This window comes from Stenotrophomonas maltophilia group sp. SKK55, assembly GCF_057179845.1.
This window is the reverse complement of sequence record NZ_JBXUHP010000011.1, coordinates 227,971-253,639: the sequence shown is the minus strand read 5'-3', so window position 1 is coordinate 253,639 and position 25,669 is coordinate 227,971. Positions and strand designations below refer to the sequence as shown.

Below are 25,669 nucleotides of genomic sequence, written 5' to 3'. Positions count from 1 at the left end.
AAAACGCTTCAGAATCAATGGATAAGGCGACTTGTTTTGGCATGTTTCAAAAGTTTGCGGCGTGCAAGGGAGTATGTCGGCATGGCGGATATGCCTTGTAGATCAATGCGTTGCCTTGGATCAGCGCTGCCGGGAACCCGGATGTTTGTGCGTTGTGGATCACACTTTCTGCTACAGGCCGGACAGGGGGCGGGGCGCAGTGGTGCAAAAAAAAGGCCCCGCCGAAGCGGGGCCTGGTCCAGACACGCGGTCCGGAATACGACGGGATCAGAAGTCGTACTTGACCTGGGCCGAGATCTGACGGCCGTAGACGCTGTAGAAGCCGTCGTTGAACGGGGTCGATTCGTTGCCCGGGTAGTTGTAGCGCTGGCCTTCCGGCAGCTTGTTGAACACGTTGTTGACCATCAGCGACAGGGTCAGATCGTCCTGTGCCTGGTAGTTCAGGCTCATGTTGTACGTGGTGTACGAGCCCCACTTGCCGGCCTTGGCGCCGGAGGAGTGGACGTAGTCGTAGCTGCGGCCGGTGTAGGCCAGGTAGTTCGGGGTGCTGCCGACGTAGTTGGCGTACACGGTGGTGGTGAACTTGGAGATGGCCCAGCCCACCGACACGTCGCCGCGTACCTTGGCGAAGTTGTCGTAGTACCACATGTTGTACGGATCGCTCAGCAGGTCCAGCTTCTGCGCACCCGGCAGGGCCACCACTTCACGCTTGAGCATGTTGGTGTAGTTGCCGGAGAACATCAGCGAACCGAAGCGGCCCAGGTCCTGCTGGTACTTGGCACCGACGGTCACCGCTTCCAGGTTCTGGCTGGCCACGTTGAGCTTCGGGGTGTACACGCGGGTCAGGTTGCCACCGGCGTCGCGGGTCACCCAGTCGGTCACGTTCTGGCAGCTGGCCGAGGTGTTGTTCGGCAGGCCGTTGCGGCACTGGTACTCGGCCAGCAGCAGCTGGTCGGTGCTCAGGGTCTTGACCTCGTTCTTGATCTTCCAGTTGTAGTAGTCGACCGACAGCGAGAAGTTGCTCACCGGGGCCCACACCACGCCTGCGCTCCACACGTCGGCGGTGATCGGCTTCAGGTCCGGGTTGCCGGACTTTTCGCTGTACACCGAGGTGGTCTTGTAGAACGAGCAGGCTTCGTCACGCAGCGCGTAACCCATCTGGCTGCAGCGATAGTAGTCGTTCTGGCCGGAGGCGAACGAGCCGCTCATGCCCTGGAAGGCATCGGACAGGGTCGGCGCGCGGAACGCGGTGCCGTACTTGCCGCGCAGCAGCAGGCTTTCCACCGGACGGTATTCCAGGCCGATGCTGTAGGTGGCCTTGTCGACGGTCTTGTCGGCGATCTTGAAGGCGTCATAGCGGCCCGAGGCGCTGATGGTCAGCGACTCGAATACCGGCATGCGCAGTTCGCTGGTCACCGCGTAGTTGCTGCGGTGGCCGGCACCGGCCACGGCGCTGGCGCCCCACGCGTTGCCATCGACGAAGGCCTGGTCGGGCGAGTAATCCCAACCCTCGCTGCCGCCTTCCAGCACGACGGCCAGGCCGGCGTCGCCACCCGGCAGGGAGAACAGCGAACCGTTGGTCACCTGCACGCGACCCAGGTTCTGCCAGGTCTTGCTGCGGTGGGTGCCATAGCCGGTGAAGCTGGCGAACTGGTCCGGGGTGATCGGCGAGTAGAAGGCGGTGTAGTTCGGGTTGTAGATGCCGAAGCCATCAGCAGTGGTGCCCAGGCGCGGGCCCAGCACGGTGTCGCCGAAGAAGCCTTCGATCTTGTCCTTCCAGCGCGCGAAGCGGTTCTGGTCCAGACGGTATTCGCCGCGGGTGAAGCTGGCGCTGTAGTCCCAGTCGCCGACCATGCCCTTGCCGCCCAGGGTGACCTGGTAGGAACGGCTCTCATCGGAGTTCAGGATGTTGTTGTAGTGGCCCGGGCCGATTTCTTCCGGCGCGAAGGCGCGCTGCAGGTTCACGACCTTGCCCAGGCCCTGGTCGTAGAAGCCGCCCATCACCGACTTGGTGCCCCACCACAGGGCGCTGGAGCCGGAGGTGAACTCGGTCTTTTCCTTGCTGTACAGCACGTCGGCGAACAGCTGGAAGTTGTCGTTCACGTCGAAGGTCATCGACGAGTAGAACTGGCCGCTGTTCTTGCCGTTCTTCAGGGTCTTGTAGCCGGCGCTGTACACCGAGCCGCACGATTCGCCCGATGCACGCTTGCCGACGGTGGTGGTGCCGTCGTACAGGCCTGCCACGTTGGCGCAGCGGGTCGGGTCCATCATGTACAGCTTGTTGTCGGCGTTGCCGATGACGGCAAAGTCGTTCGACGGCAGCTGCGCGGTGTAACCGACCGGGTTGTTCTGCTTGGTGATGTCACGCTGGTAGCCCCAGATCGGGCTGCCGTTCTCGATCTGCACGTTGACCAGCGCGTGGAAGCGGTCGTCGAACGCGTTGAAGCCCTTGGCGGCGCTGAAGCGGATGTTGCCGCCACCACCTTCGGTGTAGGTACCGCCACGGATCGACATCGTGCCGCCGTCCATGCGTTCCTTCAGGATGATGTTGACCACGCCGGCGATCGCGTCCGAGCCGTACAGCGACGACTGGCCGCCCGGCAGGACTTCGATGCGCTCGACGATGTCGATCGGGATGCCGCTGATGTTGTTGAACGACTCGCTGCCGTTGTACAGCGCCGGATACGAGAGCATCGGGCGGCCGTTGATCAGGTACTTGGTGTAGCCCGGATTCAGGCCGAACATGCCGGCGGCTTCGGCGCCCTGGGTGAACGCACCCGAGGTCTGGCCGCCCTGCAGGCCGCCGGTCGTCAGCGATGACTGCTGCAGCACTTCAGCAACACTGCTGAAGCCGCGGGTCTGGATGTCTTCGGCGGTGATGGACATCACCGGGGTCTGGGTTTCGACCTGGGTCTGCGGGATCAGCGAACCGGTGACGGTGATCTTGTCCAGGTTGGTCGCCTTGTCCTGGGCCATTGCCGGGGAGGCGGCCATCAGAGCGGAAAGCAGGGCGACGGCGAGCGTGTTGCGACGTGCGGTATTGCTGACGTGTTTCATGTAGTTCCAATGGAGAGCAAAAAACAAAAACGGCACTGCGCATGCGCCATCGCGCGGGCCGCAACAGCGGGCTCCGCAGCTCAAAACAGTGCTGATCGAACGTAACATGAACTTAACAATCTGTGCACGAATCCGTCGCAATCCTGAATTTCAGTCAGGTTACGTCCAGCTTGTATGATGCTGGGTTATCCCCCTGACTCCGCCGGTGCTCGTTGTGAACAGTTCTCCCCGCCGTCCCCATGCCAGCCAGGTCCAGAAGGGACTTACGCCGCATGCCCGCATCCGCAATGTCATCGCGGTCGGTTCGGGCAAGGGCGGCGTCGGCAAGTCCACCACCTCGGTGAACCTGGCCGTGGCGCTGCAGCAGCTCGGTGCGCGGGTGGGCGTGCTCGACGCCGACATCTACGGCCCCAGCGTGCCGGCCATGCTGGGGCTGTCCGGCCGCCCGGAAAGCCCGGACAACAAGAGCATCGAGCCTCTGCGTGCGTTCGGCGTGGACACCATGTCGATCGGCTACCTGATCGAAGAAGACACCCCGATGATCTGGCGCGGCCCGATGGCCACCTCGGCGATGACCCAGCTGTTCAACGATACCCTGTGGGACGACCTGGATTTCCTGCTGATCGACCTGCCGCCGGGCACGGGTGACATCCAGCTGACCCTGACCCAGAAGATTCCGCTGGCCGGTGCGGTGATCGTCACCACGCCGCAGGACATCGCCACGCTGGATGCGAAGAAGGCGCTGAAGATGTTCGAGAAGGTCGAGGTGCCGGTGCTGGGCATCGTCGAGAACATGGCGGTGCACACGTGCAGCAGCTGCGGGCACATCGAGCACCTGTTCGGCGAGGGTGGCGGCGAGCGCATGGCCACGCAGTACGGCGTGCCGCTGCTGGGGTCGCTGCCGCTGCAGATCGGCATCCGCGAGCAGGGCGATGCAGGCACGCCGATCACCGTGGCCCAGCCGGATTCGGCACCGGCCCAGGCCTATCGCCATGCCGCGCAGCGCCTGATCGAGGAAGTCGGCAAGCGCCCGCGGGCCTCGATCCCGATCCTGTCCTCGCTGCTGTAAGTGCCGGGGCAGGGGCCGCCGGCGCAGGCCGGCCCCCTGCTAGAATCCTCGCGCCCCCTCGTACCCCCAGGACAAAGCATGAGCATCAAGAGTGACCGTTGGATCCGCCGCATGTCCGAGCAGCACGGCATGATCGAGCCGTTCGAGGCCGGGCAGGTCAAGCAGGCCAACGGCCAGCGCATCGTCAGCTACGGCACGTCCAGCTATGGCTATGACGTGCGCTGCTCGCGCGAATTCAAGGTGTTCACCAACATCAACTCGACGATCGTCGATCCCAAGCATTTCGATCCGGGCAGCTTCGTGGATATCGTCGGCGATGAGTGCATCATCCCGCCGAACAGCTTCGCGCTGGCGCGTACCGTGGAGTACTTCCGCATCCCGCGCGATACCCTGGTGGTGTGCCTGGGCAAGAGCACCTACGCGCGCTGCGGCATCATCGTCAATGTGACGCCGCTGGAGCCGGAATGGGAAGGCCACGTCACCCTGGAATTCAGCAACACCACACCGCTGCCGGCGCGCATCTACGCCAACGAAGGCGTGGCGCAGATGCTGTTCTTCCAGGCGGCCGCCGACGACATCTGCGAGACGTCGTACCGCGACCGTGGCGGCAAGTACCAGGGCCAGACCGGCGTGACCCTGCCGCGGACCTGAAGATTGCAGGCGATTTGTAGAGCCGAGCCATGCTCGGCTTCAATGCAGGGCAGCCGAGCATGGCCCGGCTCCACATGAAGGAAGGCGGCGCAATGCGCCGCCTTCCTTATTTGCCGCGACCGAACAGCATCGCGATGCCGACACCCACCAGGGCCACCGGCCACCAGGTCAGCAGCAGCTTGGACAGGTTCAGGTGCGTCCAGCCGAGATTGCTGGCGAGCATGAACAGGCCGATCAGGATCAGCAGGACGGCGGCAACGAGGTTGAATCGCATCGGGTCGGCGAAGGCTCAGGACAGGGCCGGATATCCTAGCCGTTCCTTCCAGTAGGCGACATGCTGGTCCAGCGCCGCCGGCTCGTAGCGGTGCGCCGGGCCGCTGCCCCAGACCGGGCCCGGCCAGGCCGGATCACCGTCATGGCGGCCGATCACATGGAAATGCAGCTGGCGCACGATATTGCCCAGCGCCCCGATGTTGATCTTTTCCACCCCGTCGGAGCCCTTCAGGGCCTTGCAGGCGCGGTTGAGCTCGGTGCGGAGCTTGTCCTGCTGCTCGCCGTCCAGCTCGATCCACTCGGTGACCCCGGCCAGGCGCGGTACCAGCACCAGCCAGGGGAATCGTTCGTCGTTCATCAGCCGCACTTGCGACAACGGTCCTTCCGCCACCAGCACGCTATCGGCGGCCAGGCGTGAATCGAGTTCGAATTCGCTCATCCAAGATGCTCCGAGAAGAAGTCCAGGGTGCGTTGCAGCGCCAAGGCGGCGCTGTCTGGATCATACGCATGTCCGACCTCCCGGTTGAAGGCATGATCGGCCGGATAGACGTAGGTGGTCATCTGCGGCAGCTTCTCGCGGTGGGCCTGCACGGCTTCCGGTGGGATGCTGCGGTCCTGGGCGCCGAAGTGGAAGATCACCGGTGCCTTGGGTGTCTCATCGAGGAACTGGACGTTGCGGGCGCCGTAGTAGCTGACCGACGGCAGCCCCAGGCGCACTGCGGACAGCATCGCCACCGTGCCACCCCAGCAGTAGCCGACGGTGCCCACCTTGCCGTGAGGGGCCAGCCGGGTGGCCGCCGCACGTACCACTTCCAGTGCCTTCTCCATGCCCAGCGCTGCCACCCGTTCCAGGCCCTGTTTCACGCCGTCGGCGTCGTAGGGCAGCGCGTCCGGATCGGCGTCGGGGCCATCGAGCAGGTCGAAGAACGAGGGCGCCAGCACCGCATAGCCTTCCGCCGCGAAGCGCTCGGCCACGCTGCGGATATGCGGATTGGCGCCGAAGATTTCCTGCACCACCACCAGGCCGCCACGCGCGGTGCCTTCCGGCAGGGCCTGCCAGGCCCGTACCGGGCCGTGATGCGTATCCAGGGTGATCCACTCGGCCATCGTCATCTTCCTCGTTGCTGGAAACAGAACTGCATTGTCGGTGCTGCGCCGGTTAGCGCGGCGTCAGTGGCTGTGCCGGATCGGTCGGCTGGGCATTCAGAGCGCGGCCGCCAACCCCGGTATACTGGCGCCCTTTCAGGCCCCGGCCCCCAGGAACCCCTGCCATGGCGGCAGGGGCCCAGGCCCCCAGAGTCCCGCGATTTCCATGTCCCAGCTGAACCCCAAAGTCGGCTTCGTCAGCCTTGGCTGCCCGAAGGCCCTCGTCGATTCCGAGCGCATCCTCACCCAGCTCCGCTCGGAAGGCTACGACATCGTCCCGTCCTACGATTCGGCCGACGTGGTGGTGGTCAACACCTGTGGCTTCATCGATTCTGCGGTGACCGAGTCGCTGGACGCGATCGGCGAGGCGATGAACCAGAACGGCAAGGTGATCGTCACCGGTTGCCTGGGCAAGCGCCCGGAGCAGATCCGCGAGGCGTACCCCAACGTGCTGGCGGTGTCCGGCCCGCAGGATTACCAGAGCGTGATGGAAGCGGTGCATGAAGCACTGCCGCCCAAGCACGATCCGTTCGTGGACCTGGTGCCCGACTACGGTATCAAGCTGACCCCGCGGCACTACGCGTACCTGAAGATTTCCGAGGGCTGCAACCACAAATGCAGCTTCTGCATCATTCCGTCGATGCGCGGCAAGCTGGTTTCGCGCCCGGTCGACGAGGTGCTGCGTGAAGCCGAGCGCCTGGTGCGTGGCGGCGTGCGCGAGCTGCTGGTGGTTTCGCAGGACACCTCGGCCTACGGCGTGGACGTGAAGTACGCAGAAAAGATGTGGCGCGACAAGGCCTACCAGACCCGTTTGAAGGCGCTGTGCGAAGGCCTGTCGGAGCTGGATGCGTGGGTGCGCATGCACTACGTCTACCCGTATCCGCACGTGGACGAAGTGGTGCCGCTGATGGCCGAGAACCGCATCCTGCCGTACCTGGATATCCCGTTCCAGCACGCCAGCCCGCGCATCCTGCGCCTGATGAAGCGCCCCGGCGCGGTGGAGAAGACCCTGGAGCGCGTGCAGAACTGGCGCCGTATCGCGCCGGACATCACTGTGCGTTCGACCTTCATCGTCGGCTTCCCGGGCGAAACCGAAGCCGAGTTCGAGGAACTGCTGTCGTTCCTTGACGAAGCGCAGCTGGATCGCGTCGGTGCGTTCGCTTACTCGCCGGTCGAGGGTGCCACCGCCAACGACCTGCCTGACGCCGTGCCGGAAGAGGTGAAGCAGGAACGCCTGGCCCGTTTCATGGAGAAGCAGGCGCAGATTTCCGCCGCGCGCCTGGAAGCCAAGATCGGCACCGTGCAGCAGTGCCTGGTCGACGCCATCGAAGGCGACATCGCCGTGGCCCGCTCCAAGGCCGATGCCCCGGAGATCGACGGCCTGGTGCACATCCAGAATGCCGACCAGGTGCCGCTGCGCGTGGGCGAATTCGTCGACGTGGAGATCACCGAGAGCGACGAGCATGACCTGTACGGTGACGCGCTGGCGGCCGCCCCCCGTCCGGCGTTCGACCTCAAGGTGCTGTGATCGCAGCGACGGCCGCCACCGGCAACGGCGGCGGTTCACGGCGCTTCGTACCGCCGCCACGTGCGGCGGTAGCTGCACGGCGGTTCGAGCACCCGCTGTTTGCCGGGCTTCAGGACTTCCGTGACCTGCTGGACGGCACCGCATGGCCGTCCATCGCGGCGCTCGATGCACGCCTGGCCGTGCCTGGCAAGCGCCTGGTTGAACAGGACGCCGCGCTGCTGGCCGATGGCTTGCATTACGAGGAGCGTATCGCGCAGGGACGCATCGCCACCCGTGCCGGCAACTGGCACGACCTGTTCAATGCGCTGGTGTGGGCCTCACAGCCGCAGCTGAAGCGAGCGCTCAACGTGCGGCAGTGCCTGCATATCGAGGCGATGCCACCCGGCCAGCGCAACCGCGCGCAGGCCGCCTTGACCCAGTTCGACGAAACCGGCGTGATCGTGCGTGTGCGCGATGACTCACTGCTGGCTGCCTGGGATGCACACGACTGGCCCGCGTTGTTTGACCCGGTGAACTGGCAGAGCGGTGACATCGCCATCACTGTGGTATTCGGGCATGCGCTGATGGAACAGGCACTGCTGCCGGGGCGATTGCTGGTCGGCAAGTGCGTGGTGGTGCAGGGCGATGCCGATGCTGCCTGTGTCGACGTGGTGAGCGCTGCCATTGCCGAGGGCAGGGCGGTGACCGATCCGCTGCAGCTGCGTCCGCTGCCGTTGGCTGGAATCCCAGGCTGGCACGACGTCCAGGATTCCGCCTTCTATCGCAATGCCGACTATTTCCGCCCGCTGCGTGCAGGGCGTACGTACCCGCCACCGTTGTAGAGCCGAGCCCATGCTCGGCTGCGTTGCCCATCAGCCGAGCATGGGCTCGGCTCTACAACGGCGGCGAGGTCGAGCATGGCTCGACGCTACACAGGCTCGTACTCCACCCCGATCACCGCAAAGGTGAACTGCCCACCAGGCAGCTCCACCGAGAACTCATCATCCAGCCGCTTTTTCAGCAGCGCACGCGCCAGGGGGGAATCGATGCTGATCCAGCCCAGGCCCGCATCGGTCTCATCCGGCCCGACAATGCGGTAGCGGCTGGTGTCGCCGCTGTCCACGTTCTCCAGTTCCACCCATGCGCCGAAGAACACCGCCAACGGGTCGGTCGGCGTGGTGTCGACCACGCGCAGCGATTCCAGCCGCTTGGTCAGGTAGCGCACGCGGCGGTCGATCTCGCCCAGTTGCTTCTTGCGGTAGGTGTACTCGGCGTTCTCGGAACGGTCGCCTTCTGCGGCAGCGGCGGCGAGTGCTTTCACCACCTCCGGACGGCGCACGCGCCATAGCTCATCCAGTTCGGCCTTCAGTCGCGCATGCCCGGAAGCGGTGATCAGGGCCGTGCTTTTTTCTGCGGGGGGACGCCAACGCGACATGCAATACGACTTCTTTTCGAGGGGAAGCGATGGGGAAGTGGGATCGGAGCCCTTTCCAGCGGAAAGGGCTCCGATCCCAGTAGTGGCAGGTCAGCGCTTGCCGCCGAAGATGCCACCGAGGATGCCGCGCACGATCTGGTTGCCCAGCTTGGTGCCGACGGTACGCGTGGTCTGCTTGGCCATGGTCTCGATCATGCCCTGGCGGCGCTTGGTGCCGAAGATCGCATCCTTGATCGCCTGGCCGAAACCGCCTTCCTGCGCTTCGTCCTGCTCGCGGCTGCGGGCGGCGGGAGCCTGCGCCTGCTCGACCGTCTTCTGCGCGCGCTGGGCCAGCAGTTCGGCGGCCGATTCGCGGTTGATCGCGGTGTCGTAGCGGGTGCCGACCGGGCTGCCGGCACGCACCTGGGCGCGCTCGGCCTCGGTGATCGGTCCCATCCGGCAGCGCGGCGGCGCGATCATCGTCTGCTGCACCGGCATCGGTACGCCCTTGTCCTGCAGCGTGGAGACCAGGGCCTCACCGGTGCCGAGCTGGCTCAATACCTTGGCCACGTCCAGCTTGGGGTTCGGCACGAACGTCTCGGCGGCGGTCTTCACCGCCTTCTGGTCGCGCGGGGTGAACGCGCGCAGCGCGTGCTGAACGCGATTGCCCAGCTGGCCGAGAATGTTGCCCGGCACGTCGTCGGGGAACTGCGAGCAGAAGTAAACGCCCACGCCCTTGGAACGGATCAGGCGCACCACCTGCTCGATGCGCTGCACCAGCGACGGCGGTGCATCATCGAACAGCAGGTGGGCCTCGTCGAAGATGAAGACCAGCTTCGGCTTGTCCAGGTCGCCCACTTCCGGCAGCTGCTCGAACAGTTCCGAAAGCAGCCACAGCAGGAAGGTGGAATAGAGCTTGGGCTTGAGCACCAGCTGGTCGGCGGCGAGGATGCCGATCATGCCGCGGCCGTCGTGGTTGACCCGCATGATGTCCGCCAGTTCAAGCGCCGGTTCGCCGAAGAAGTTCTCGCCACCGTCCTGCGCCAGGCGCAGCACCGAACGCTGGATCGCGGCGATCGACTGCGCGCTGACCAGGCCATACTCGGTGGAGATGTCCTTGCGCTCCTCGGCGACCAGGCCGAGCAGGGCGCGCAGGTCGTCCATGTCCAGCAGCAGCAGGCCGCGGTCGTCGGCCAGCTTGAATACGATGTCGAGTACCCCGGCCTGGGTGTCGTTCAATTCGAGGATGCGCGACAGCAGGGTCGGGCCCATCTCACTGACGGTGGTGCGTACCGGGTGGCCGAGCTTGCCGTACAGGTCCCAGAAGATGGTCGGGCTGGCGGCCGGCGCATGGTCGGCCACGCCGATCTCGGCCGCGCGCTTGAGCAGGTTCTCGGCACCGGTGCCGGGCACGGCCAGGCCGGACACATCGCCCTTCACGTCAGCCAGGAACACCGGCACGCCCAGCCGCGAGAAGCCCTCGGCCAGGGTCATCAGGGTCACGGTCTTGCCGGTACCGGTGGCGCCGGCCACCAGACCGTGGCGGTTGCCGAGTTTCGGCAGCAGGGTGACGGCAATATCGTCGGTAATGCCTTTGCCGAGCAGAATCGGATCCATTGTCCAGCCCTTGTGATGAATAGCCCAATGTTAACCGCCGGCAGTGACGGTCCGAAGGTCGGCTTGCCCGGACCTTGGCGGCGCCGCTACTCTGCCTGCCTGTTTTGCACACAGTGCCATCAATGCCCGTTCCTGTCCTGATTTCCCGCGGTTGGCCGCTGCTGGCCCTGGCCGGCCTGGTTTCCCTGGCGCCCGACGCCCACGCACAGCGGGTTTCGGCCCGGGACAAGGTGAAGGTGGATGCGCTGCAGCAGCGCATGACCGCCGCCGAAAAGCGCTACGGCGATGCCCTGCTGCTGGTCGCCAACGCCGATCCCAAGGGCAGCAACGAGGCTGATGCCGCGCTGGAGGACATGGAAGATGTCCTCAACGACTGCGTGAAGCAGAAGGGCTGCCAGATGGGGACCCTGCTGGCCAGCTACAAGCGGCTGCTCAAGCACGACGCCGATGCCGCCGCCAGCGATGACGTGGCCGACGAGGGCGGTGACCGCCTGGAAGCCGACCCGGACCACATCGGGCCGCTCACCGCCGACGTGCCCGAGGCCGCGCGCGCTGCCGCGCTGCTGAACGACAAGCGGCACGCCTTCGACACGATGGTCGAGTACAACCCGGCGGTGCAGGCCGGCATCCGCCGCTGGCTGACCGACATGCGCCCGGCGCTGCTGACCAGCTACGAGAATTACCAGAACCTGCGCGCGGTGATGTGGCCGGAGTGGGAAAAGCGCGGCCTGCCCGAGGCGCTGCTGTTCGGGATCATGGCCAAGGAATCCAATGGCCGTGTGCATGCTTCCTCGCGCGCCGGCGCCGCCGGCCTGATGCAGTTCATGCCAGCCACTGGCCGCCGTTTCGGCCTGGGCCCGGACGGCACCGGCTTCGATACCCGCTTCGACGCGCGCAGCGCCGCCGAGGCCAGCGCCAGCTACCTCAACGAGCGCCTGCGCGAACTGAACAACAACGTGGAAATGTCGGTGGCCGCCTATAACGGTGGCGAAGGCCGTGCTGCGCGCGTGTTCAAGCAGAGCGGTGGGCAGAGCTTCTGGACCGACAGCGTCTACAACCAGTTCCCGGGCGAGACCAAGGACTACGTGCCGATGGTGATCGCCGCGGCCTGGATCTTCCTGCACCCGCAGCAGTACGGCGTGGAGTTCCCGAAGATCAGCGCGCAGCCGGCCACGCTGCGGCTGGCCAAGTCCACCACCATCTATGAATTGACCATCTGCCTGGGCAGCCACGGTACCCGCGATGGCTACATGCGTGCGTTGCGCAACCTCAACCCGCGCTATGAGGCCGATGGCTGGATTCCGGCCGGTACGCTGATCAACGCCACCACCCGCATCGCCGGCCTGTATCAGCGAAATTGTGTCAGTGGTCCGCGTGCCGACCTCGCCCGCACGCTGATCACCGCTGATCTCAACGCGGCGATCAAGCGCCCGGCCGCGTCGAGCTATACCGCTAGCGTGGCGGTGGGCGGCGTGGTGCCGGTGGCCGACGCGGCTGCATCCACCAGCGTGCCGACCGCACCGGTGGCTGCAGTGGCGGCACCGCGCCCGGCGCCGGCCGCCCGGCCGAAGCCGGCGCGCAGCCACAAGGTGGGCCGGGGGGAGACCCTGGGCGCCATCGCCGCCAAGTTCCAGTGCGACCTGCCGACCCTGGCCCGCGCCAACGGCCTGAAGGCTCCGGCCTACAGCCTGCGCCAGGGCCAGACGCTGAAGCTGCAGGGCTGCGACAAGTAATTCCCAAGACCACTGGAATTTGTATGGACCTCGAAGCCACCCGCAACTTGTTCGCCAACCTCCGCGAGAACACCGACTGGGACATCAACGGCCCGTTGCTGTGGGGGTATTTCTTCGTCCACGCCAGTGCCGAGCCGCTGCAGGCGCTGGCCCAGCACCTGCAGGCACAGGGCTACACCTTCGTGGAACTCTTCGAGCAGGAACCGGAAGAGGGCGACGCGCCGTTCCACGTGCTGCACGTGGAGCGCGTGGAAATCCACGACGAAGCCTCGCTGGACCGCCGCAACCAGGAATTCGCGGCGCTGGCGGCGGAGCACGGCGTGGAAGACTACGACGGCATGGACGTCGGCCCGGCCCCGGTCCTGCAGTAATACGCTTCTGACTGTAGAGCCGAGCCCATGCTCGGCTGTTCATGCCGGCAGCCGAGCATGGGCTCGGCTCTACAGACCCGGTAGTGCCGGCCGCTGGCCGGCATCCCGTTGAATCCATCCATGCGTCGCGTGGATCTACGGTCAGCGCAGCTTTGCCAGGGCCTGGCCCAGCTGCACCGGGCTTTCGGCGCCCAGCTGCGGGGCGAATTCGGCCACGCCCGGCGGCAGCAGCACTACCACGGTCGAGCCGTAATTGAAGCGTGCCATCTCGGCGAAACGCTCCAGCTTGATGCCCTTGCCGCGGTAGTCCTTGCGGGTGATGCGATCGCCGTAGGCCGGGATCTCCTCGCCGCTCCACACGGTTTCCACGCCGGACACCAGCAGCGCGCCGACCATCACGCTGACCATCGGGCCGAAGCTGGTGTCGAAGTGGCAGACCAGGCGCTCGTTGCGTGCGAACAGGCGCGGTACGCCGTTGACGGCCGCAGGACCGACACTGAACAGGCGGCCCGGCACGTGCACGGTTTCACGCAGGGTGCCGGTCCACGGCATGTGCACGCGGTGGTAGTCGCGCGGCGACAGGTACACGGTGGCGTACAGACCGTCGTTGTACGGCTTGGCGTCCTCGTCGCTGCCCAGCAGCTCGGCGGCGGTGAACGACTGGCCCTTGGCCTGGAAGATGCGGCCGGCCTCGATCTTCCCCAGCTGGCTGATGCGGCCGTCGGCCGGCATCACCAGGCTGCGCGGATCGGCATCGGCCACGCGCGCGCCCGGCTTCAGCGCGCGGGTGAAGAACTGGTTGAAGGTCGCATAGCTGCGCGGGTCCGGGTTGGCCGCTTCGTCCAGGTTGACGTTGAACTTGCGGGTGACGGTGTCGATCAGCCAGCGCGACACGCGCGGATCGTCCGAGTACGCCAGCGAGCGTGCCATCGAGGACAGCAGGCGATGGGGCAGGGCGTACGTCAGGGCGGTGGTGAGGCTCATGGGGCGGTTTTCTCGGTCAGCTTGTGCAGGTCGCGGGCGATCGCCGGCGCATTGAACGGGGGGCGCACCAGGCCGGCAAGGCGGCCTTGCGGGTCGAGCACGGCCAGGCTGGCCGAATGCTCGACGGTGTAATCCTCGGCGTTCTCGTCGAAATGCTTGCCCGGCACTTTCTGGAACACGAAGCCCAGCGAGGTGGCGAAGCGCTCCAGCGAGGGGATATCGGCGGTGGCGGCCAGGGTGTCCTTGTGGAAGCCGTGCACGTACTCGCCCAGGCGGGTGGCGCTGTCGCGGTCCGGGTCGACCGAGATGAACAGCACGCGCGGGCGCAGGCCATCGGGCAGGGCCTCCCACTGGTTCTGCGCGCCGGCCAGCTCGGCCAGGGTGGTCGGGCAGACGTCCGGGCAGAAGGTGAAGCCCAGGAACACCAGGGTCCAGTGGCCCTTCAGTTCGCCCGGGATCAGGCGGGTGCCGTCGGACTGGGCCAGGTTGAAGTCGGGCAGTTCACGCGGCTGCGGGTACAGGGTGATCGCTTCGGTGGCCGGGGCGTTGGCAGGCGGCTTCGGCGCGAACACCTGCTGGGCGGCCAGCAGGCCGAGCCCCGCGGCCAGGGCGATCAGCAGGATGATGCCGGCATTGCGATTGAACATGGGGGCTCCCGCGCGAAATGGGCTCCATCATACCGGCTGCGGCCCGATCGTTTCCGTCGCAACGGATGCTGCCGCGGGCGCCAGCCCCTATAATCGGGGGCCAATTTGCCCGCAGTACCGCCATGACCGCTGAAACGGCCGCCGAACTCCACACGATCATCGATCTGATCCGCTACGGCACCAGCCGTTTCAACGAAGCCGGGCTGACCTTCGGGCACAGCTACGACAATGCGCTGGACGAGGCCACCCAACTGGTGCTGCACAGCCTGCACCTGCCGCACGACCTCGGCCCGGCCTACGGCCAGGCACGCCTGCTGCAGGCCGAAAAGCTGCGCGTGCTGGAGCTGTTCCAGCGCCGCATCGACGAACGCGTCCCCGCTGCCTACCTGACCGGCGAGGCCTGGTTCGCCGGCCTGAGCTTCAAGAGTGACGCGCGCGCGCTGGTGCCGCGCTCGCCGATCGCCGAACTGATCGAATGTGGTTTCGAACCGTGGCTGGCCGGCCGCGATGTCAGCCGTGCACTGGATCTTTGCACCGGTTCGGGCTGCATCGCCATCGCCATGGGCCACTACTACCCGAACTGGGAAGTGGACGGCGTCGACCTGAGTGACGACGCACTGTCGCTGGCCGAGGAGAACAAGGAGCGCCTGCAGGCGCACAACGTCACCCTGATCAAGTCGGACCTGTTCAATGGTCTGACCGGCCGCCACTACGACCTGATCGTCACCAACCCGCCGTACGTCACCAACGACGAGACTGATGCCCTGCCGCAGGAATATTCCTACGAGCCGGAAATGGGCCTGCGTGCCGGTGACGATGGCCTGGACCTGGTGCTGAAGATCCTGCGCGACGCCCCGCTGCACCTGAGCGAAGACGGTCTGCTGATCTGTGAAGTGGGTGAGTCCGAACAGCATCTGGTCAAGCTGCTGCCGGAAGTCGATTTTTCCTGGATCGAGTTCAAGGTTGGCCAGATGGGCATCTTTGCGGTCGAATGCCGCGAGCTGATCGCCCACAGCGCACGCATCACCGAACTGGCGGCGCAGCGCCCGTGAGCTCCAATTCGTTCGGCAAGCTGTTCACCGTCACCACGTTCGGCGAGTCGCACGGGCCGGCCATCGGCTGCGTGATCGATGGCTGCCCTCCGGGGCTGGCGCTGGACGCGGCCGAATTCGCCCACGACCTGCAGCGCCGTGCGACCGGCAAGAGCCGGCACACTTCCGCGCGGCGCGAGGCCGACGAGGTCGAGATCCTGTCCGGCGTATACGAGGGCCTGACCACCGGCACCCCGATCGCGCTGCTGATCCGTAACACCGACCAGCGCAGCAAGGATTACGCCAATATCGGCCAGCAGTTCCGCCCGGGCCATGCCGACTACAGTTACTGGCACAAGTACGGCATCCGCGATCCGCGTGGCGGTGGCCGTTCCTCGGCACGCGAGACCACCATGCGCGTGGCCGCTGGCGTGGTCGCCAAGAAGTGGCTGGCCGAGCGTTTCGGCGTGACCGTGCGTGGCTACCTGTCGCAGCTGGGCGACATCACCCCGGCCGGTTTCGACTGGTCGGCGGTGGAAGACAATCCGTTCTTCTGGCCGCACGCCGCACAGGTGCCCGAGCTGGAGGCGTACATGGATGCGCTGCGCAAGTCTGGCGACTCGGTCGGTGCGCGCGTGGACGTGGTCGCCGACAACGTGCCGCCGGGCTGGGGCGAGCCGATCTACGGCAAGCTTGATGGCGAACTGGCCGCCGCGCTGATGAGCATCAATGCGGTGAAGGGCGTGGAGATCGGCGACGGATTCGCCAGCGCCGCGCAGAAGGGCACTGAACACCGTGACCTGCTGACGCCGCAGGGCTTCGCCAGCAACCATGCCGGCGGCATCCTCGGTGGCATCTCCACCGGTCAGCCGGTCGTTGCGTCGATCGCCCTGAAGCCGACGTCCAGCCTGCGCCTGCCGGGCCCGTCGCTGGATACGGACGGCAACGTGGTCGAGGTGGTCACCACCGGCCGCCACGATCCCTGCGTCGGCATCCGCGCCACGCCCATCGCCGAAGCGATGGTAGCGCTGGTGCTGATGGATCAGGCGCTGCGTCATCGCGCGCAGTGCGGCGATGTCGGCACGATCACCCCGCGCATTCCCGGGCAGATCGATGGCTGACACGCGGCCGACCGTGTGGGTGAGCCAGCCGCTGATCGAGGCGGCCATCGCGCCGCTGCGCGATCGCGTGCAGCTGCGCAGCACCGACACCGTCACCGCCTGGTCGCCGGACCAGATCGCTGCACAGCTGGCCAGCGCCGACGGCGCGATCATCACCCTCAACGAGCGCATCGGTGCGGCCCAGGTGGCCAATGCCACGCAGTTGCAGGTGATCGCCAATGTCGGCGTCGGCTACAACAACCTGGATGTCGACGCGCTCAGCGCCGCCGGCATCCTGGCCAGCAACACGCCGGACGTGTTGACCGAAACCACCGCCGATCTCGGTTTCGCGCTGCTGATGGCAACCGCGCGCCGGATCACTGAGTCCGAGCGCTGGCTGCGTGACGGGCAGTGGCAGCAGTGGTCGTTCCAGACCATGCTGGGCGCGGATGTCCATGGCAGCACACTGGGCATCCTTGGCATGGGCCGCATCGGCCAGGGCATCGCCCGCCGCGGCGCGCACGGTTTCGGCATGAAGGTGCTGTACCACAACCGTTCACGGTTGCCGGCCGACACCGAGGCGTCGCTCCGCGCGACCTACGTGGACCTGGATACACTGCTGGCACAGTCCGACCATCTGGTAACGGTGCTGCCCTACACGCCGGCCTCGCATCACATCATCGATGCGGTTGCCCTGGCGAAGATGAAGCCGACGGCAACCCTGGTGAACATCGCCCGCGGCGGCATCGTCGACGAACTGGCGCTGGCCGACGCACTGGCCAACGGCCACCTGGCGGCCGCCGGCCTGGATGTGTACGAGGGCGAGCCGAAGGTGCGCCCGGAGCTGCTGGCGCTGCGCAACGTGGTGCTCACGCCGCATATCGGCAGCGCCTCGCTGGGCACGCGCACGGCGATGGTACAGCTGGCCGTGGATAATCTGGCTGCCGGGCTCGGCCTGGATGGTGGCCCGTCGCGCATGCCGAGCGCGATCAACGCTGACGCGGCGATGGCCGCGCGCGTGATGCTGGGCAAAAAAACCGGGAAACGATAGGGAACCTCCGTGCGCCCCGCTTGAGGAGGTTCCCCGAACCCAGCTGTCGTGCGTGTTTTCCCCCATTCCCGTTTTCGTGAGAGTTCCCCATGAGCAATGCACAGCGCAGTTTCCACGTCGCCGTCGTCGGTGCCACCGGCGCCGTTGGCGAGACCATGTTGTCGATCCTGGCCGAGCGTGATTTCCCGGTCGGCACCCTGAGCGTCCTCGCCTCCGAGCGTTCGGCCGGTGGCGAGATCGAATTCAACGGCCAGAAGGTCAAGGTCCAGGACCTGGCCACCTTCGATCCGACCGGTGTCGAGATCGCGCTGTTCTCGGCTGGCGGCAGCGTGTCCAAGGAATACGCACCGAAGTTCGCCGCCGCCGGTGCGGTGGTGATCGACAACTCCTCGGCCTTCCGTTACGACGATGACGTGCCGCTGGTGGTGTCCGAGGTCAACCCGGAACAGGTCGCCAACCGTCCGCGCGGCATCATCGCCAACCCGAACTGCTCGACCATGCAGATGCTGGTGGCGCTGGCGCCGCTGCACCGCAAGTACGGTATCGAGCGCATCAATGTGTCCACCTACCAGTCGGTGTCCGGCGGTGGCCGCTCGGCGATGGAAGAACTGGGCAAGCAGACCGGCCAGCTGCTCAGCTTCCAGGAGATCGATCCGCAGCGCTTCCCGGTGCAGATCGCCTTCAACCTGATCCCGCACATCGATGACTTCCAGGACAATGGCTTCACCAAGGAAGAGATGAAGCTGATCTGGGAGACCCGCAAGATCCTCGGTGACGACAGCATCCTGGTGAACCCGACCGCGGTGCGCGTGCCGGTGTTCTACGGCCACTCCGAGTCGGTGGCGATCGAGACCCGCGACAAGGTCACCGTCGCTGAAGCGCGCGCGCTGCTGGAGCAGTCGCCGGGCATCGAAGTGGTGGATCGTCACGAGGCCGGTGGCTATCCGACTCCGGTTACCCATGCTTCGGGGACCGATGCGGTGTATGTCGGCCGTATCCGCGAGGACCTGTCGCACCCGCGTGGCCTGAACCTGTGGATCGTGTCGGACAACGTGCGCAAGGGCGCTGCCCTGAACGCCGTGCAGCTGGCCGAGCTGGTCGCCGCCGAACAGCGTTGATGGAGAGGCCGGGCAATGCCCGGCCTTTTCTGTAGAGCCGAGCCCACGCTCGGCTCAGGCCATGCAGCCGAGCATGGGCTCGGCTCTACATGGGTGCGGACCCCGGTCCGCACGCTTTATAGTGTCGCCATGAATAAACGGGCCAGGGGCGCAAAGCGCCCGCTCCTCTATCTTTCCACCGCGCTGCTGGCCCTGGCCAGCAGTTCGGCGCTTGCCCTGGGCTTGGGTGACATCCGTGTCCTGTCCAAGCCGGGCCAGCCCCTGCTGGCCGAAATCCCGGTAGTCTCGGCCGATCCATCCGAACTGGAGAACCTGCGCGTCGCGCTGGCCTCTGCGGTCACCTTCGAACGCGTTGGCCTGCAGCGGCCGGCCGGGCTTGTCAGCGAGCTGCAGTTCGAACTGACCCGCAATGCGCAGGGCAGGGCGGTGGTGCGGGTGACCTCGCAGACACCGGTCGAAACCCCGTCGCTGAGCTTCCTGATCGAGGCCGACTGGGGCCAGGGCCGCTTGGTGCGCGAATACTCGGCGCTGATCGATGCGCCCTCCAGCGCACTGGCGGTGGCCGAACCGGAAATCGTCGCGCCGGCCGGTACCCTCTCCAACACCATCGTCCGTGACGTTGCACCGGCACCGGCCGCTGCGGAGAGCGCAAGCGCACCTGCGCCGTCCACTGCGGCAGCGCCGGCACCTGCATCGGCTCGCCCGCGTGCAGGGGATGCACCCGCTGCCGCGCAGGCAGCCGATGGCAGCGTCATCGTCCAGCGTGGGCAGACCCTGTCGCAGATCGCCAGCGCGGTGGCCCGCGGCAACCAGGTCAGCCGCGACCGCGCGATGATCGCCCTGCTGCGGGCCAACCCGGAGGCCTTCATCCGCGGCAACGTCAACCTGCTCAAGCAAGGCGCCGTACTGCGCATGCCCGGCAGCGATGCACTGGCGGCGGTCGATGCCGCCGAGGCCGCAGCGCTGGTGCGCGAGCATGCAGCGCAGTGGCGGCAGGCGCGCACCGTGCCGCAACCGGCGGGTACCGTCGCCCCGGTGGCCGCGGCGGCAACCACGAACGCTTCTTCCCCGGCCGCGGCCAATGGGGCACGACTTGAAATCGCCCCGGCGCTGGCTTCCGACGCCGCGCGCGCGGGCACAACCACCGGCACTGGAGCCGGCAGCGAGGGTGACATGCTGGGCAACGAACAACTGCGCCAGGCACGCGAGGACATCGCGACCCGCGATGCCGAGATTGGAGAGCTGAAGCAGCGCGTCGCCGACCTGGAAAAACTCAAGGAACAGCAGCAGTCGCTGATCGCGATGAAGGACAACGACCTGGCCGCCGCGCAGCAGCGCCTGGCACAGGTACCGGATACCCGCGATGCGGCAACGCCGTGGTACTGGCTGGGGCTGCCGGTGCTGCTGCTGGCGGCCGGTGCAGCCTGGCTGCTGCGTCGTCGCAAGCCATCGCCGCTGCCGCCGCTGCGCGACGAAGACGATGCCGCCGGCCTGGCCGCTGCGGTACCGGCGGGCGCGGCGCTGGATACGCTGGCCGAGCAGTCCTCGTGGTCGTCGGTGGTGCCCGAAGCAGGCCGCCAGGAGCCGGCGATGCCGGCTTGGGCGAGCGAAACCGGGGGGCAGGATGACGCGGCTGCCGAACCGGTCGCCGACGTCGCCGCCCAGGCTGACTGGCAGGCGCAGACGCTGCGCGATGACGAAGTGAAGGAGCTGCCCGAGGCAGTGACCGACCTGCCGCGCTGGGACGAGCCGGTGGCCACGCAGGAGGATTCCGCGCCGGCCGCTGCCGCGCAGGATGAGCCGCTCGCGCAGGCGGCCCCTGGCGAGGTGGCAGTGCCGGACTACGCGCTGCACGCCGAACAGCAGCCGCAGTTCCGCGGCGTGTTCGACCTGCCGGCCGAGCACCCTGACGGCGAGGCTTCAGGCGCAGCGCCGCATGACGCGCAGGCCGCGGCGGCGCATGAAGACGGTACTGCGGCGCCGGCCAGCGATGCCGGCTGGGCGCCGCGCGCCGGGCAGGAACGCCTTGAGCTGGCCATCGCCTACCTCGACCTGGGCGATGCCCAGACCGCGCGTACGTTGCTGCAGGAAGTGGCCGAGGGCGGCGACCTGCACTGCCAGGCCCAGGCCCGCGAACTGCTGGCCCGCCTGCCGTGATCGACCCTGCCGACAAGGACCCCGTCATGAGCCGCGAGCGCCGCATCGACTACGTTGAATTCGCTTCCACGGATCCTGCGGCCAGCCGCGCCTTCTTCGAGAAGGCGTTCGGCTGGTCGTTCGTAGACTATGGCAGCGACTACACCGCGTTCGACGACGGCCGCCTGCAGGGCGGCTTCTTCCGCGGCCAGCCGCTGCGTGCCAGCGATGCCGGTGCGCCACTGCTGGTGTTGTACGCTGACCAGCTGGCACCGATCGAAGCGGCGGTGCTTGACGCTGGCGGTGAGATCGTGCGGCCGGTGTTTTCCTTCCCCGGTGGCAGCCGTTTCCAGTTCGTCGAGCCCGGTGGCAACGAACTGGCGGTGTGGTCCGAACGCGATCCGGCCTGAGCGCCGCCCCTCCCGCAACATCTGAGGTAGCACATGCGTTACGCGCTTGGCGTCGAGTACGACGGCAGCGATTTCAGGGGCTGGCAGAACCTCGGCGAGGGCGGCCCGAGCGTGCAGGCCAGCCTTGAGCAGGCCCTGTCGTCGGTGGCCGATTCGCCGCTGCAGGTGGTCTGTGCCGGCCGCACCGATGCCGGCGTGCACGGCCAGTGCCAGGTCGTGCATTTCGATACCGACGTGGCGCGCGATCCGCGCGCGTGGATGCTGGGCACTACCACCCGCCTGCCGCGCTCGATCGCAGTGCGCTGGTGCGTGCCGGTGGCCGAGGATTTCCACGCGCGTTTCTCCGCGCGCGCACGCCGCTACCGCTACCGCCTGCTCAACCGCGAAGTGCGGCCCGCGCTGGACCGGCAGACCTTGAGCTGGGAGCGCCGCGCGCTGGACGAGACCCTGATGCACGCCGCCGGCCAGGCCCTGCTCGGCGAGAACGATTTCAGCGCGTTCCGTTCGGTGCAGTGCCAGGCGCTGCACGCCCGGCGTGAGCTGCAGTCACTGCAGGTCAGCCGCCAAGGCGAGGTGATCGAGGTCGCCGTGCAGGGCAATGCATTCCTTCATCACATGGTCCGCAATATCGTCGGATCGCTGATCCTGGTGGGCAGTGGCGAGAAGCCGGTGGAATGGATCGCCGAACTGCTGGCCGGGCGCGATCGCACCGTAGCCGGTCCCACCGCACCGCCGCAGGGCCTGGTGTTCCTTGGGCCCCTGTACCCCGACAACTGGCACCTGCCCGCCGAGGTCACGCTATGAGCCGCTCCTACTACCGCACACGCATCAAGTTCTGTGGCATGACCCGGGCCGGCGACGTCCGCCTGGCCGGTGAGCTGGGCGTGGACGCGGTGGGTTTCATCTTTGCCCGTGAAAGCAGCCGCCGGGTCGCTCCGGCCGAAGCGCGCGCGATGCGCCAGGCGATCGCGCCCATGGTCGACGTGGTGGCGCTGTTCCGCAACAACAGCAAGGAAGAGGTGCGCGAGGTGCTGCGCACGGTACGGCCGACCCTGCTGCAGTTCCACGGCGAGGAAGACGAGGGCTTCTGCCGCAGCTTCAACATGCCCTACCTGAAGGCGATCGCGATGGGCGGGCGTGAAGAGATCAACGCCCGCACCCTGCAGCTGCGCTATCCCAGCGCCGCCGGTTTCCTGTTCGACAGCCATGCCCCGGGCGGCGGCGGCGGTACCGGCGTGGCCTTCGACTGGGGCCGCATTCCGACCGGCCTGCACCGGCCGTTCCTGCTGGCCGGTGGCCTGAATCCGGAAAACGTCTACGACGCCGTGCTGGCCACCCTGCCGTGGGGCGTGGATGTCTCCAGCGGCATCGAACTGGAGCCGGGCATCAAGGACGGCTACAGGATGCGTACTTTTGTCGAGGAAGTGCGCCGCGCCGATTGCACGGTTCTTGAGTGATTGGCGTCACTATTTGCCGTAATTTGGACTTGGATTTGAGCCTGCACGCATTCTTCACATAGGATGGACCCAAGCGCGCCTGCCATGAGGGTCGGCGCGGGGATCGACGGGACGTGCATGGCGCGCCCCGAACGGGCGGCCGCCGCCCACAGCCCAGGAAGGCAAGCGATGCAGGAGTTCCTCACCGTCGTGTTCGGTTTCCCGACCCTGCCGTACAGCATCGTGCTGGCGGTGGCGGTGCTGTATTGGGCACTGGCGGCCTTCGGCCTGGTCGACGACGGGTTTGGCGATGCCGGCGCCGATGGGGCGCTGCATGGCGACCCACATGATCTGCAGGGACTGTCCGCGCTGCTGGCGCGCTGGGGCCTGGGTGGGGTTCCCCTCATGCTTGTGGTGACGCTGCTGGGTTTCTTCGCCTGGATCGTCACCTATTTCGTCCATCTGTTCGTGCTGTTGCCGCTGCCGGACCTGCTGCGCTGGGCGATCGGTGCGGTCGTGGCCCTTCTGGCGCCGTTGCCGGCGGTTCCGTTCACCGCGCTGCTGCTGCGCCCCGTCCGCAGGTTCCTGCTGCGCCTGCGCCCGGTGGCGCAGGCCTCGCTGCTGGGGCGTACCGGCGTGGTTGCCTCGCCGAAGGTGGATGCCCGCAGCGGTCACGCCACCTTCGACGATGGCGGCGCCGGACTGGTGCTGCAGGTGCGCAGCGAGATCGAACTGCAGCGTGGCGAGCGCATCGTGCTGGTCGAACACGTGGCTGATCAACACCATTACCGGGTGGTCCGCGCCGACGCGGTCGCCCTCGACTTCCAGGACAACCTGCTTCCGGGCAACAAGGAGAATCACTGATGACGTTGGCAACCATGGCCCCCTTCCTGATCGGCGTAGCCGTGCTGCTGGTCGCACTGCTGGGCCTGGCCGGCCTGTTCAAGGCCTTCTACCGCAAGGTCGACCAGGGCGTGGCCCTGATCGTCAACGACATGAGCTCCACGCCCAAGGTGCACTTCACCGGTGCGCTGATCATCCCGGTGCTGTACCGCGCCGAGCTGATGCGGATCAGCCTGATCACGCTGCAGATCGACCGCCGCGGCAAGGAAGGCCTGATCTGCCGCGACAACATGCGTGCCGATATCGCCGTGGCGTTCTACCTGCGGGTCAACGAGACCCAGGCCGACGTGCTGCGCGTGGCCAAGGCCATCGGTGCCGACCGTGCATCGGACAAGCATGCGGTCGACGAGCTGTTCAACGCCAAGTTCTCCGAAGCGCTGAAGACGGTCGGCAAGAAGTTCGACTTCACCGAACTGTTCGAGAAGCGCCAGGAGTTCCGCGACGAGATCATCGCGGTGATCGGCAATGATCTGAACGGCTACGTCCTTGAGGACGTGGCGATCGACTACCTGGAGCAGACCCCGAAGTCGCTGCTGGACCAGTTCAACATTCTCGACGCGCAGGGCATCCGCAAGATCACCGAATTGACCGCCGCGCAGAACGTGGTGACCAACGAGCTGGAGCAGAACGAGAAGCTCGCCATCACCAAGAAGAACGTGGAAGCGCGCGAAGCGCTGCTGGCCCTGGAACGCCAGCAGGCCGAAGCCGAAGCACGTCAGAAGCGTGAGATCGAGACCATCCGCGCACGCGAGGAGGCCGAGACCGCCAAGGTGCAGGAGGAGCAGCGCCAGTTGTCCGAGAACGCCCGTATCGAAGCGCAGCAGCTGATCGAGATCCGGGACCAGAACCGCCTGCGCGAAGTGGAAGTAGCCGAGCAGAACCGCCAGCGTGCCGTGGCCATCGAGGCCGAGCGCGTGGAGCGCGCACGCCTGCTGGAGCAGGTCACCACCGATCGTGAAGTGCAGCTGCAGGGCGTGGAGCGTGACAAGGTGGTCGAGCAGGGCAAGATGGACGTGGCCAACATCACCCGTGAACGCATCTCCATCGACAAGACCGTGGCGCAGGAAGAGGAGCGCATCAAGGAAGTGCGCGAAGTCTCCGAGGCCGACCGCCAGAAGCAGGTGCTGATCCTGGAAGCCGAGGCCAAGGCGCAGGAAGCGCTGGTGCGCGAAGTCAAGGAAGCGCAGGCGCGCGAGACCGCGTCAAAGCATCGCGCGGTGGAACTGACCACGCTGGCCCAGGCCGAGCATGAAGCGGCCGGCAAGCAGGCCGAAGCCAAGCGCCTGTTGGCCGATGCCCTGCGTGCCGAACAGGCAGCGCCGGGCCTGGCCGAAGCGCAGGTGCGTGAAGCTTCGGCGCTGGCCATCGAGAAGGTCGGCATTGCCGAGGCCCGCGTGATCGAAGCCAAGGCCGAAGCCAGCCTGAAGCAGGGCAGCAACGAAGCCCGCGTTCTGGCCGAGACCCTGCAGGCGCAGGCGCAGGGTGAGGAAAAGATGGGCCTGGCCCGTGCCACCGCCACCGAGTCGCTGGGCAATGCCGAAGCCGGCGTGGTGCAGAAGAAGCTGCTGGCCGAGGCCGAGGGCCTGGTGCGCAAGTTCGAAGCCATCGCCTCGCTGAGTGACCAGGCACGTGGCCATGAAGAGTTCCGCATGATGCTGGACAACAGCCTGAAGCAGGCGCTGGCCTCGATCGAAGCCGGCAAGGAAGTCTCGCGCGAGAACGCCAATGTCATCGCCAGCGCGCTGCGCAACGCCGATATCGACCTGGTCGGTGGCGACGGCGGCATGTTCGAGAACCTGGTCAAGGCGGTGTCGCTGGGCAAGTCGATCGAAGGCTTCGCCGGCAAGAGCCCGATCGTGCAGGAGCTGATGCAGCGCTACCTGGGCGTGGCCGTGGCCGAACCGGCGCCGCGCCAGATCGCCGAGGATGCCGAAGCGGTACCGACCGTGTCGGCTACCGTGGTCGACAGCGCCCGTTGATGCATCGGGCGATGGCCGCCGCCATCGCCCGCCCGC

General features: G+C 66.7%; 24 protein-coding genes. 16 read left to right on the top strand and 8 right to left on the bottom strand.

Annotation, left to right across the window (positions count from 1 at the left end):
* Positions 1–267 precede the first annotated feature (267 nt).
* Positions 268–3,057 carry a TonB-dependent receptor plug domain-containing protein gene (locus AC2A1N_RS06145; protein ID WP_484371776.1) on the bottom strand — a complete coding sequence of 930 codons (2,790 nt, stop codon included), beginning with the start codon at positions 3,055–3,057 and terminating at the stop codon, positions 268–270.
* 214 nt (positions 3,058–3,271) lie between these two features.
* Here AC2A1N_RS06145 and apbC point away from each other — a divergent pair, with 214 nt between their 5' ends.
* Together apbC and dcd are read left to right on the top strand one after the other, a co-directional pair.
* Positions 3,272–4,126 (top strand): iron-sulfur cluster carrier protein ApbC, encoded by an 855-nt coding sequence (gene apbC, locus AC2A1N_RS06140; RefSeq protein WP_484371774.1) that lies wholly within the window; start codon positions 3,272–3,274, stop codon positions 4,124–4,126.
* A gap of 78 nt (positions 4,127–4,204) precedes the next feature.
* Positions 4,205–4,777 carry a dCTP deaminase gene (gene dcd / locus AC2A1N_RS06135; RefSeq protein ID WP_005418012.1) on the top strand — a complete coding sequence of 191 codons (573 nt, stop codon included), beginning with the start codon at positions 4,205–4,207 and terminating at the stop codon, positions 4,775–4,777.
* A gap of 106 nt (positions 4,778–4,883) precedes the next feature.
* Here dcd and AC2A1N_RS06130 read toward each other — a convergent pair whose 3' ends face one another.
* The 3 genes from AC2A1N_RS06130 to AC2A1N_RS06120 are packed head-to-tail and all read right to left on the bottom strand — an operon-like array spanning position 4,884 to position 6,157.
* Complete coding sequence (locus tag AC2A1N_RS06130) at positions 4,884–5,051, bottom strand: LiaI-LiaF-like domain-containing protein (RefSeq protein WP_005418011.1); 168 nt, start codon at positions 5,049–5,051, stop codon at positions 4,884–4,886.
* A 15-nt stretch (positions 5,052–5,066) separates the two neighbouring features.
* Positions 5,067–5,489: an HIT domain-containing protein gene (locus AC2A1N_RS06125; protein WP_005418010.1), complete on the bottom strand. Its 423-nt coding sequence runs from the start codon at positions 5,487–5,489 to the stop codon at positions 5,067–5,069.
* Positions 5,486–6,157, bottom strand: coding sequence for a dienelactone hydrolase family protein (locus AC2A1N_RS06120; protein ID WP_484371772.1), 672 nt, complete (start codon positions 6,155–6,157; stop codon positions 5,486–5,488). Before AC2A1N_RS06120 ends, AC2A1N_RS06125 begins: the two co-directional genes overlap by 4 nt.
* Before the next feature lie 205 nt (positions 6,158–6,362).
* Here AC2A1N_RS06120 and rimO point away from each other — a divergent pair, with 205 nt between their 5' ends.
* The gene (gene rimO, locus AC2A1N_RS06115; protein ID WP_134968068.1) at positions 6,363–7,724 is read left to right on the top strand and encodes a 30S ribosomal protein S12 methylthiotransferase RimO; all 1,362 of its coding nucleotides are present in this window, start codon (positions 6,363–6,365) and stop codon (positions 7,722–7,724) included.
* Positions 7,721–8,545 carry a DUF3025 domain-containing protein gene (locus AC2A1N_RS06110; protein ID WP_134968069.1) on the top strand — a complete coding sequence of 275 codons (825 nt, stop codon included), beginning with the start codon at positions 7,721–7,723 and terminating at the stop codon, positions 8,543–8,545. Before rimO ends, AC2A1N_RS06110 begins: the two co-directional genes overlap by 4 nt.
* An 86-nt stretch (positions 8,546–8,631) precedes the next feature.
* Here the strand turns inward: AC2A1N_RS06110 and greB are convergent, their stop codons facing one another.
* Positions 8,632–9,138 (bottom strand): transcription elongation factor GreB, encoded by a 507-nt coding sequence (gene greB / locus AC2A1N_RS06105; protein ID WP_005418006.1) that lies wholly within the window; start codon positions 9,136–9,138, stop codon positions 8,632–8,634.
* A 90-nt stretch (positions 9,139–9,228) separates the two neighbouring features.
* A complete protein-coding gene (locus AC2A1N_RS06100) occupies positions 9,229–10,734 on the bottom strand; it encodes a helicase HerA-like domain-containing protein (protein ID WP_484371769.1) in 1,506 nt (501 codons plus the stop codon).
* Between the two features lie 122 nt (positions 10,735–10,856).
* Here AC2A1N_RS06100 and AC2A1N_RS06095 point away from each other — a divergent pair, with 122 nt between their 5' ends.
* Both AC2A1N_RS06095 and AC2A1N_RS06090 read left to right on the top strand, forming a co-directional pair.
* Positions 10,857–12,467, top strand: a complete 1,611-nt coding sequence (locus AC2A1N_RS06095) for a transglycosylase SLT domain-containing protein (RefSeq protein ID WP_180868184.1) — start codon at positions 10,857–10,859, stop codon at positions 12,465–12,467.
* Positions 12,468–12,490: 23 nt separating this feature from the next.
* A complete protein-coding gene (locus tag AC2A1N_RS06090) occupies positions 12,491–12,838 on the top strand; it encodes a ribonuclease E inhibitor RraB (RefSeq protein ID WP_049414732.1) in 348 nt (115 codons plus the stop codon).
* Positions 12,839–12,979: 141 nt separating this feature from the next.
* Here the strand turns inward: AC2A1N_RS06090 and asd are convergent, their stop codons facing one another.
* Positions 12,980–13,822: an archaetidylserine decarboxylase gene (asd, locus tag AC2A1N_RS06085; protein ID WP_061480028.1), complete on the bottom strand. Its 843-nt coding sequence runs from the start codon at positions 13,820–13,822 to the stop codon at positions 12,980–12,982.
* Complete coding sequence (locus AC2A1N_RS06080; protein WP_484371766.1) at positions 13,819–14,469, bottom strand: SCO family protein; 651 nt, start codon at positions 14,467–14,469, stop codon at positions 13,819–13,821. The genes asd and AC2A1N_RS06080 overlap by 4 nt, the downstream gene beginning before the upstream one ends.
* A 122-nt stretch (positions 14,470–14,591) precedes the next feature.
* On the opposite strand from AC2A1N_RS06080, the gene prmB reads away from it, so the two are divergent.
* The 10 genes from prmB (at position 14,592) to AC2A1N_RS06030 (ending at position 25,633) form a co-directional block, all read left to right on the top strand.
* The gene (gene prmB / locus AC2A1N_RS06075) at positions 14,592–15,521 is read left to right on the top strand and encodes a 50S ribosomal protein L3 N(5)-glutamine methyltransferase (RefSeq protein WP_484371764.1); all 930 of its coding nucleotides are present in this window, start codon (positions 14,592–14,594) and stop codon (positions 15,519–15,521) included.
* Entirely contained in the window at positions 15,518–16,621 is a 1,104-nt protein-coding gene (aroC, locus tag AC2A1N_RS06070) for a chorismate synthase (protein WP_061480026.1), read from the top strand. The genes prmB and aroC overlap by 4 nt, the downstream gene beginning before the upstream one ends.
* Positions 16,614–17,651, top strand: coding sequence for a 2-hydroxyacid dehydrogenase (locus AC2A1N_RS06065; RefSeq protein ID WP_061480025.1), 1,038 nt, complete (start codon positions 16,614–16,616; stop codon positions 17,649–17,651). Before aroC ends, AC2A1N_RS06065 begins: the two co-directional genes overlap by 8 nt.
* A gap of 89 nt (positions 17,652–17,740) precedes the next feature.
* Complete coding sequence (locus AC2A1N_RS06060) at positions 17,741–18,769, top strand: aspartate-semialdehyde dehydrogenase (RefSeq protein WP_019660602.1); 1,029 nt, start codon at positions 17,741–17,743, stop codon at positions 18,767–18,769.
* Positions 18,770–18,898: 129 nt separating this feature from the next.
* A complete protein-coding gene (locus AC2A1N_RS06055; RefSeq protein WP_484371761.1) occupies positions 18,899–20,926 on the top strand; it encodes a type IV pilus assembly protein FimV in 2,028 nt (675 codons plus the stop codon).
* A gap of 26 nt (positions 20,927–20,952) precedes the next feature.
* On the top strand, positions 20,953–21,315 hold the full coding sequence (locus AC2A1N_RS06050; protein ID WP_049414720.1) for a VOC family protein: 363 nt from the start codon (positions 20,953–20,955) through the stop codon (positions 21,313–21,315).
* Between the two features lie 33 nt (positions 21,316–21,348).
* Positions 21,349–22,119: a tRNA pseudouridine(38-40) synthase TruA gene (gene truA / locus AC2A1N_RS06045; protein WP_061480023.1), complete on the top strand. Its 771-nt coding sequence runs from the start codon at positions 21,349–21,351 to the stop codon at positions 22,117–22,119.
* A complete protein-coding gene (locus AC2A1N_RS06040) occupies positions 22,116–22,772 on the top strand; it encodes a phosphoribosylanthranilate isomerase (protein ID WP_053500245.1) in 657 nt (218 codons plus the stop codon). Before truA ends, AC2A1N_RS06040 begins: the two co-directional genes overlap by 4 nt.
* A gap of 168 nt (positions 22,773–22,940) precedes the next feature.
* Positions 22,941–23,615: an OB-fold-containig protein gene (locus AC2A1N_RS06035; protein WP_053500243.1), complete on the top strand. Its 675-nt coding sequence runs from the start codon at positions 22,941–22,943 to the stop codon at positions 23,613–23,615.
* Positions 23,615–25,633 carry a flotillin family protein gene (locus tag AC2A1N_RS06030; RefSeq protein WP_061480022.1) on the top strand — a complete coding sequence of 673 codons (2,019 nt, stop codon included), beginning with the start codon at positions 23,615–23,617 and terminating at the stop codon, positions 25,631–25,633. Before AC2A1N_RS06035 ends, AC2A1N_RS06030 begins: the two co-directional genes overlap by 1 nt.
* The last annotated feature ends 36 nt before the right edge of the window (positions 25,634–25,669 follow it).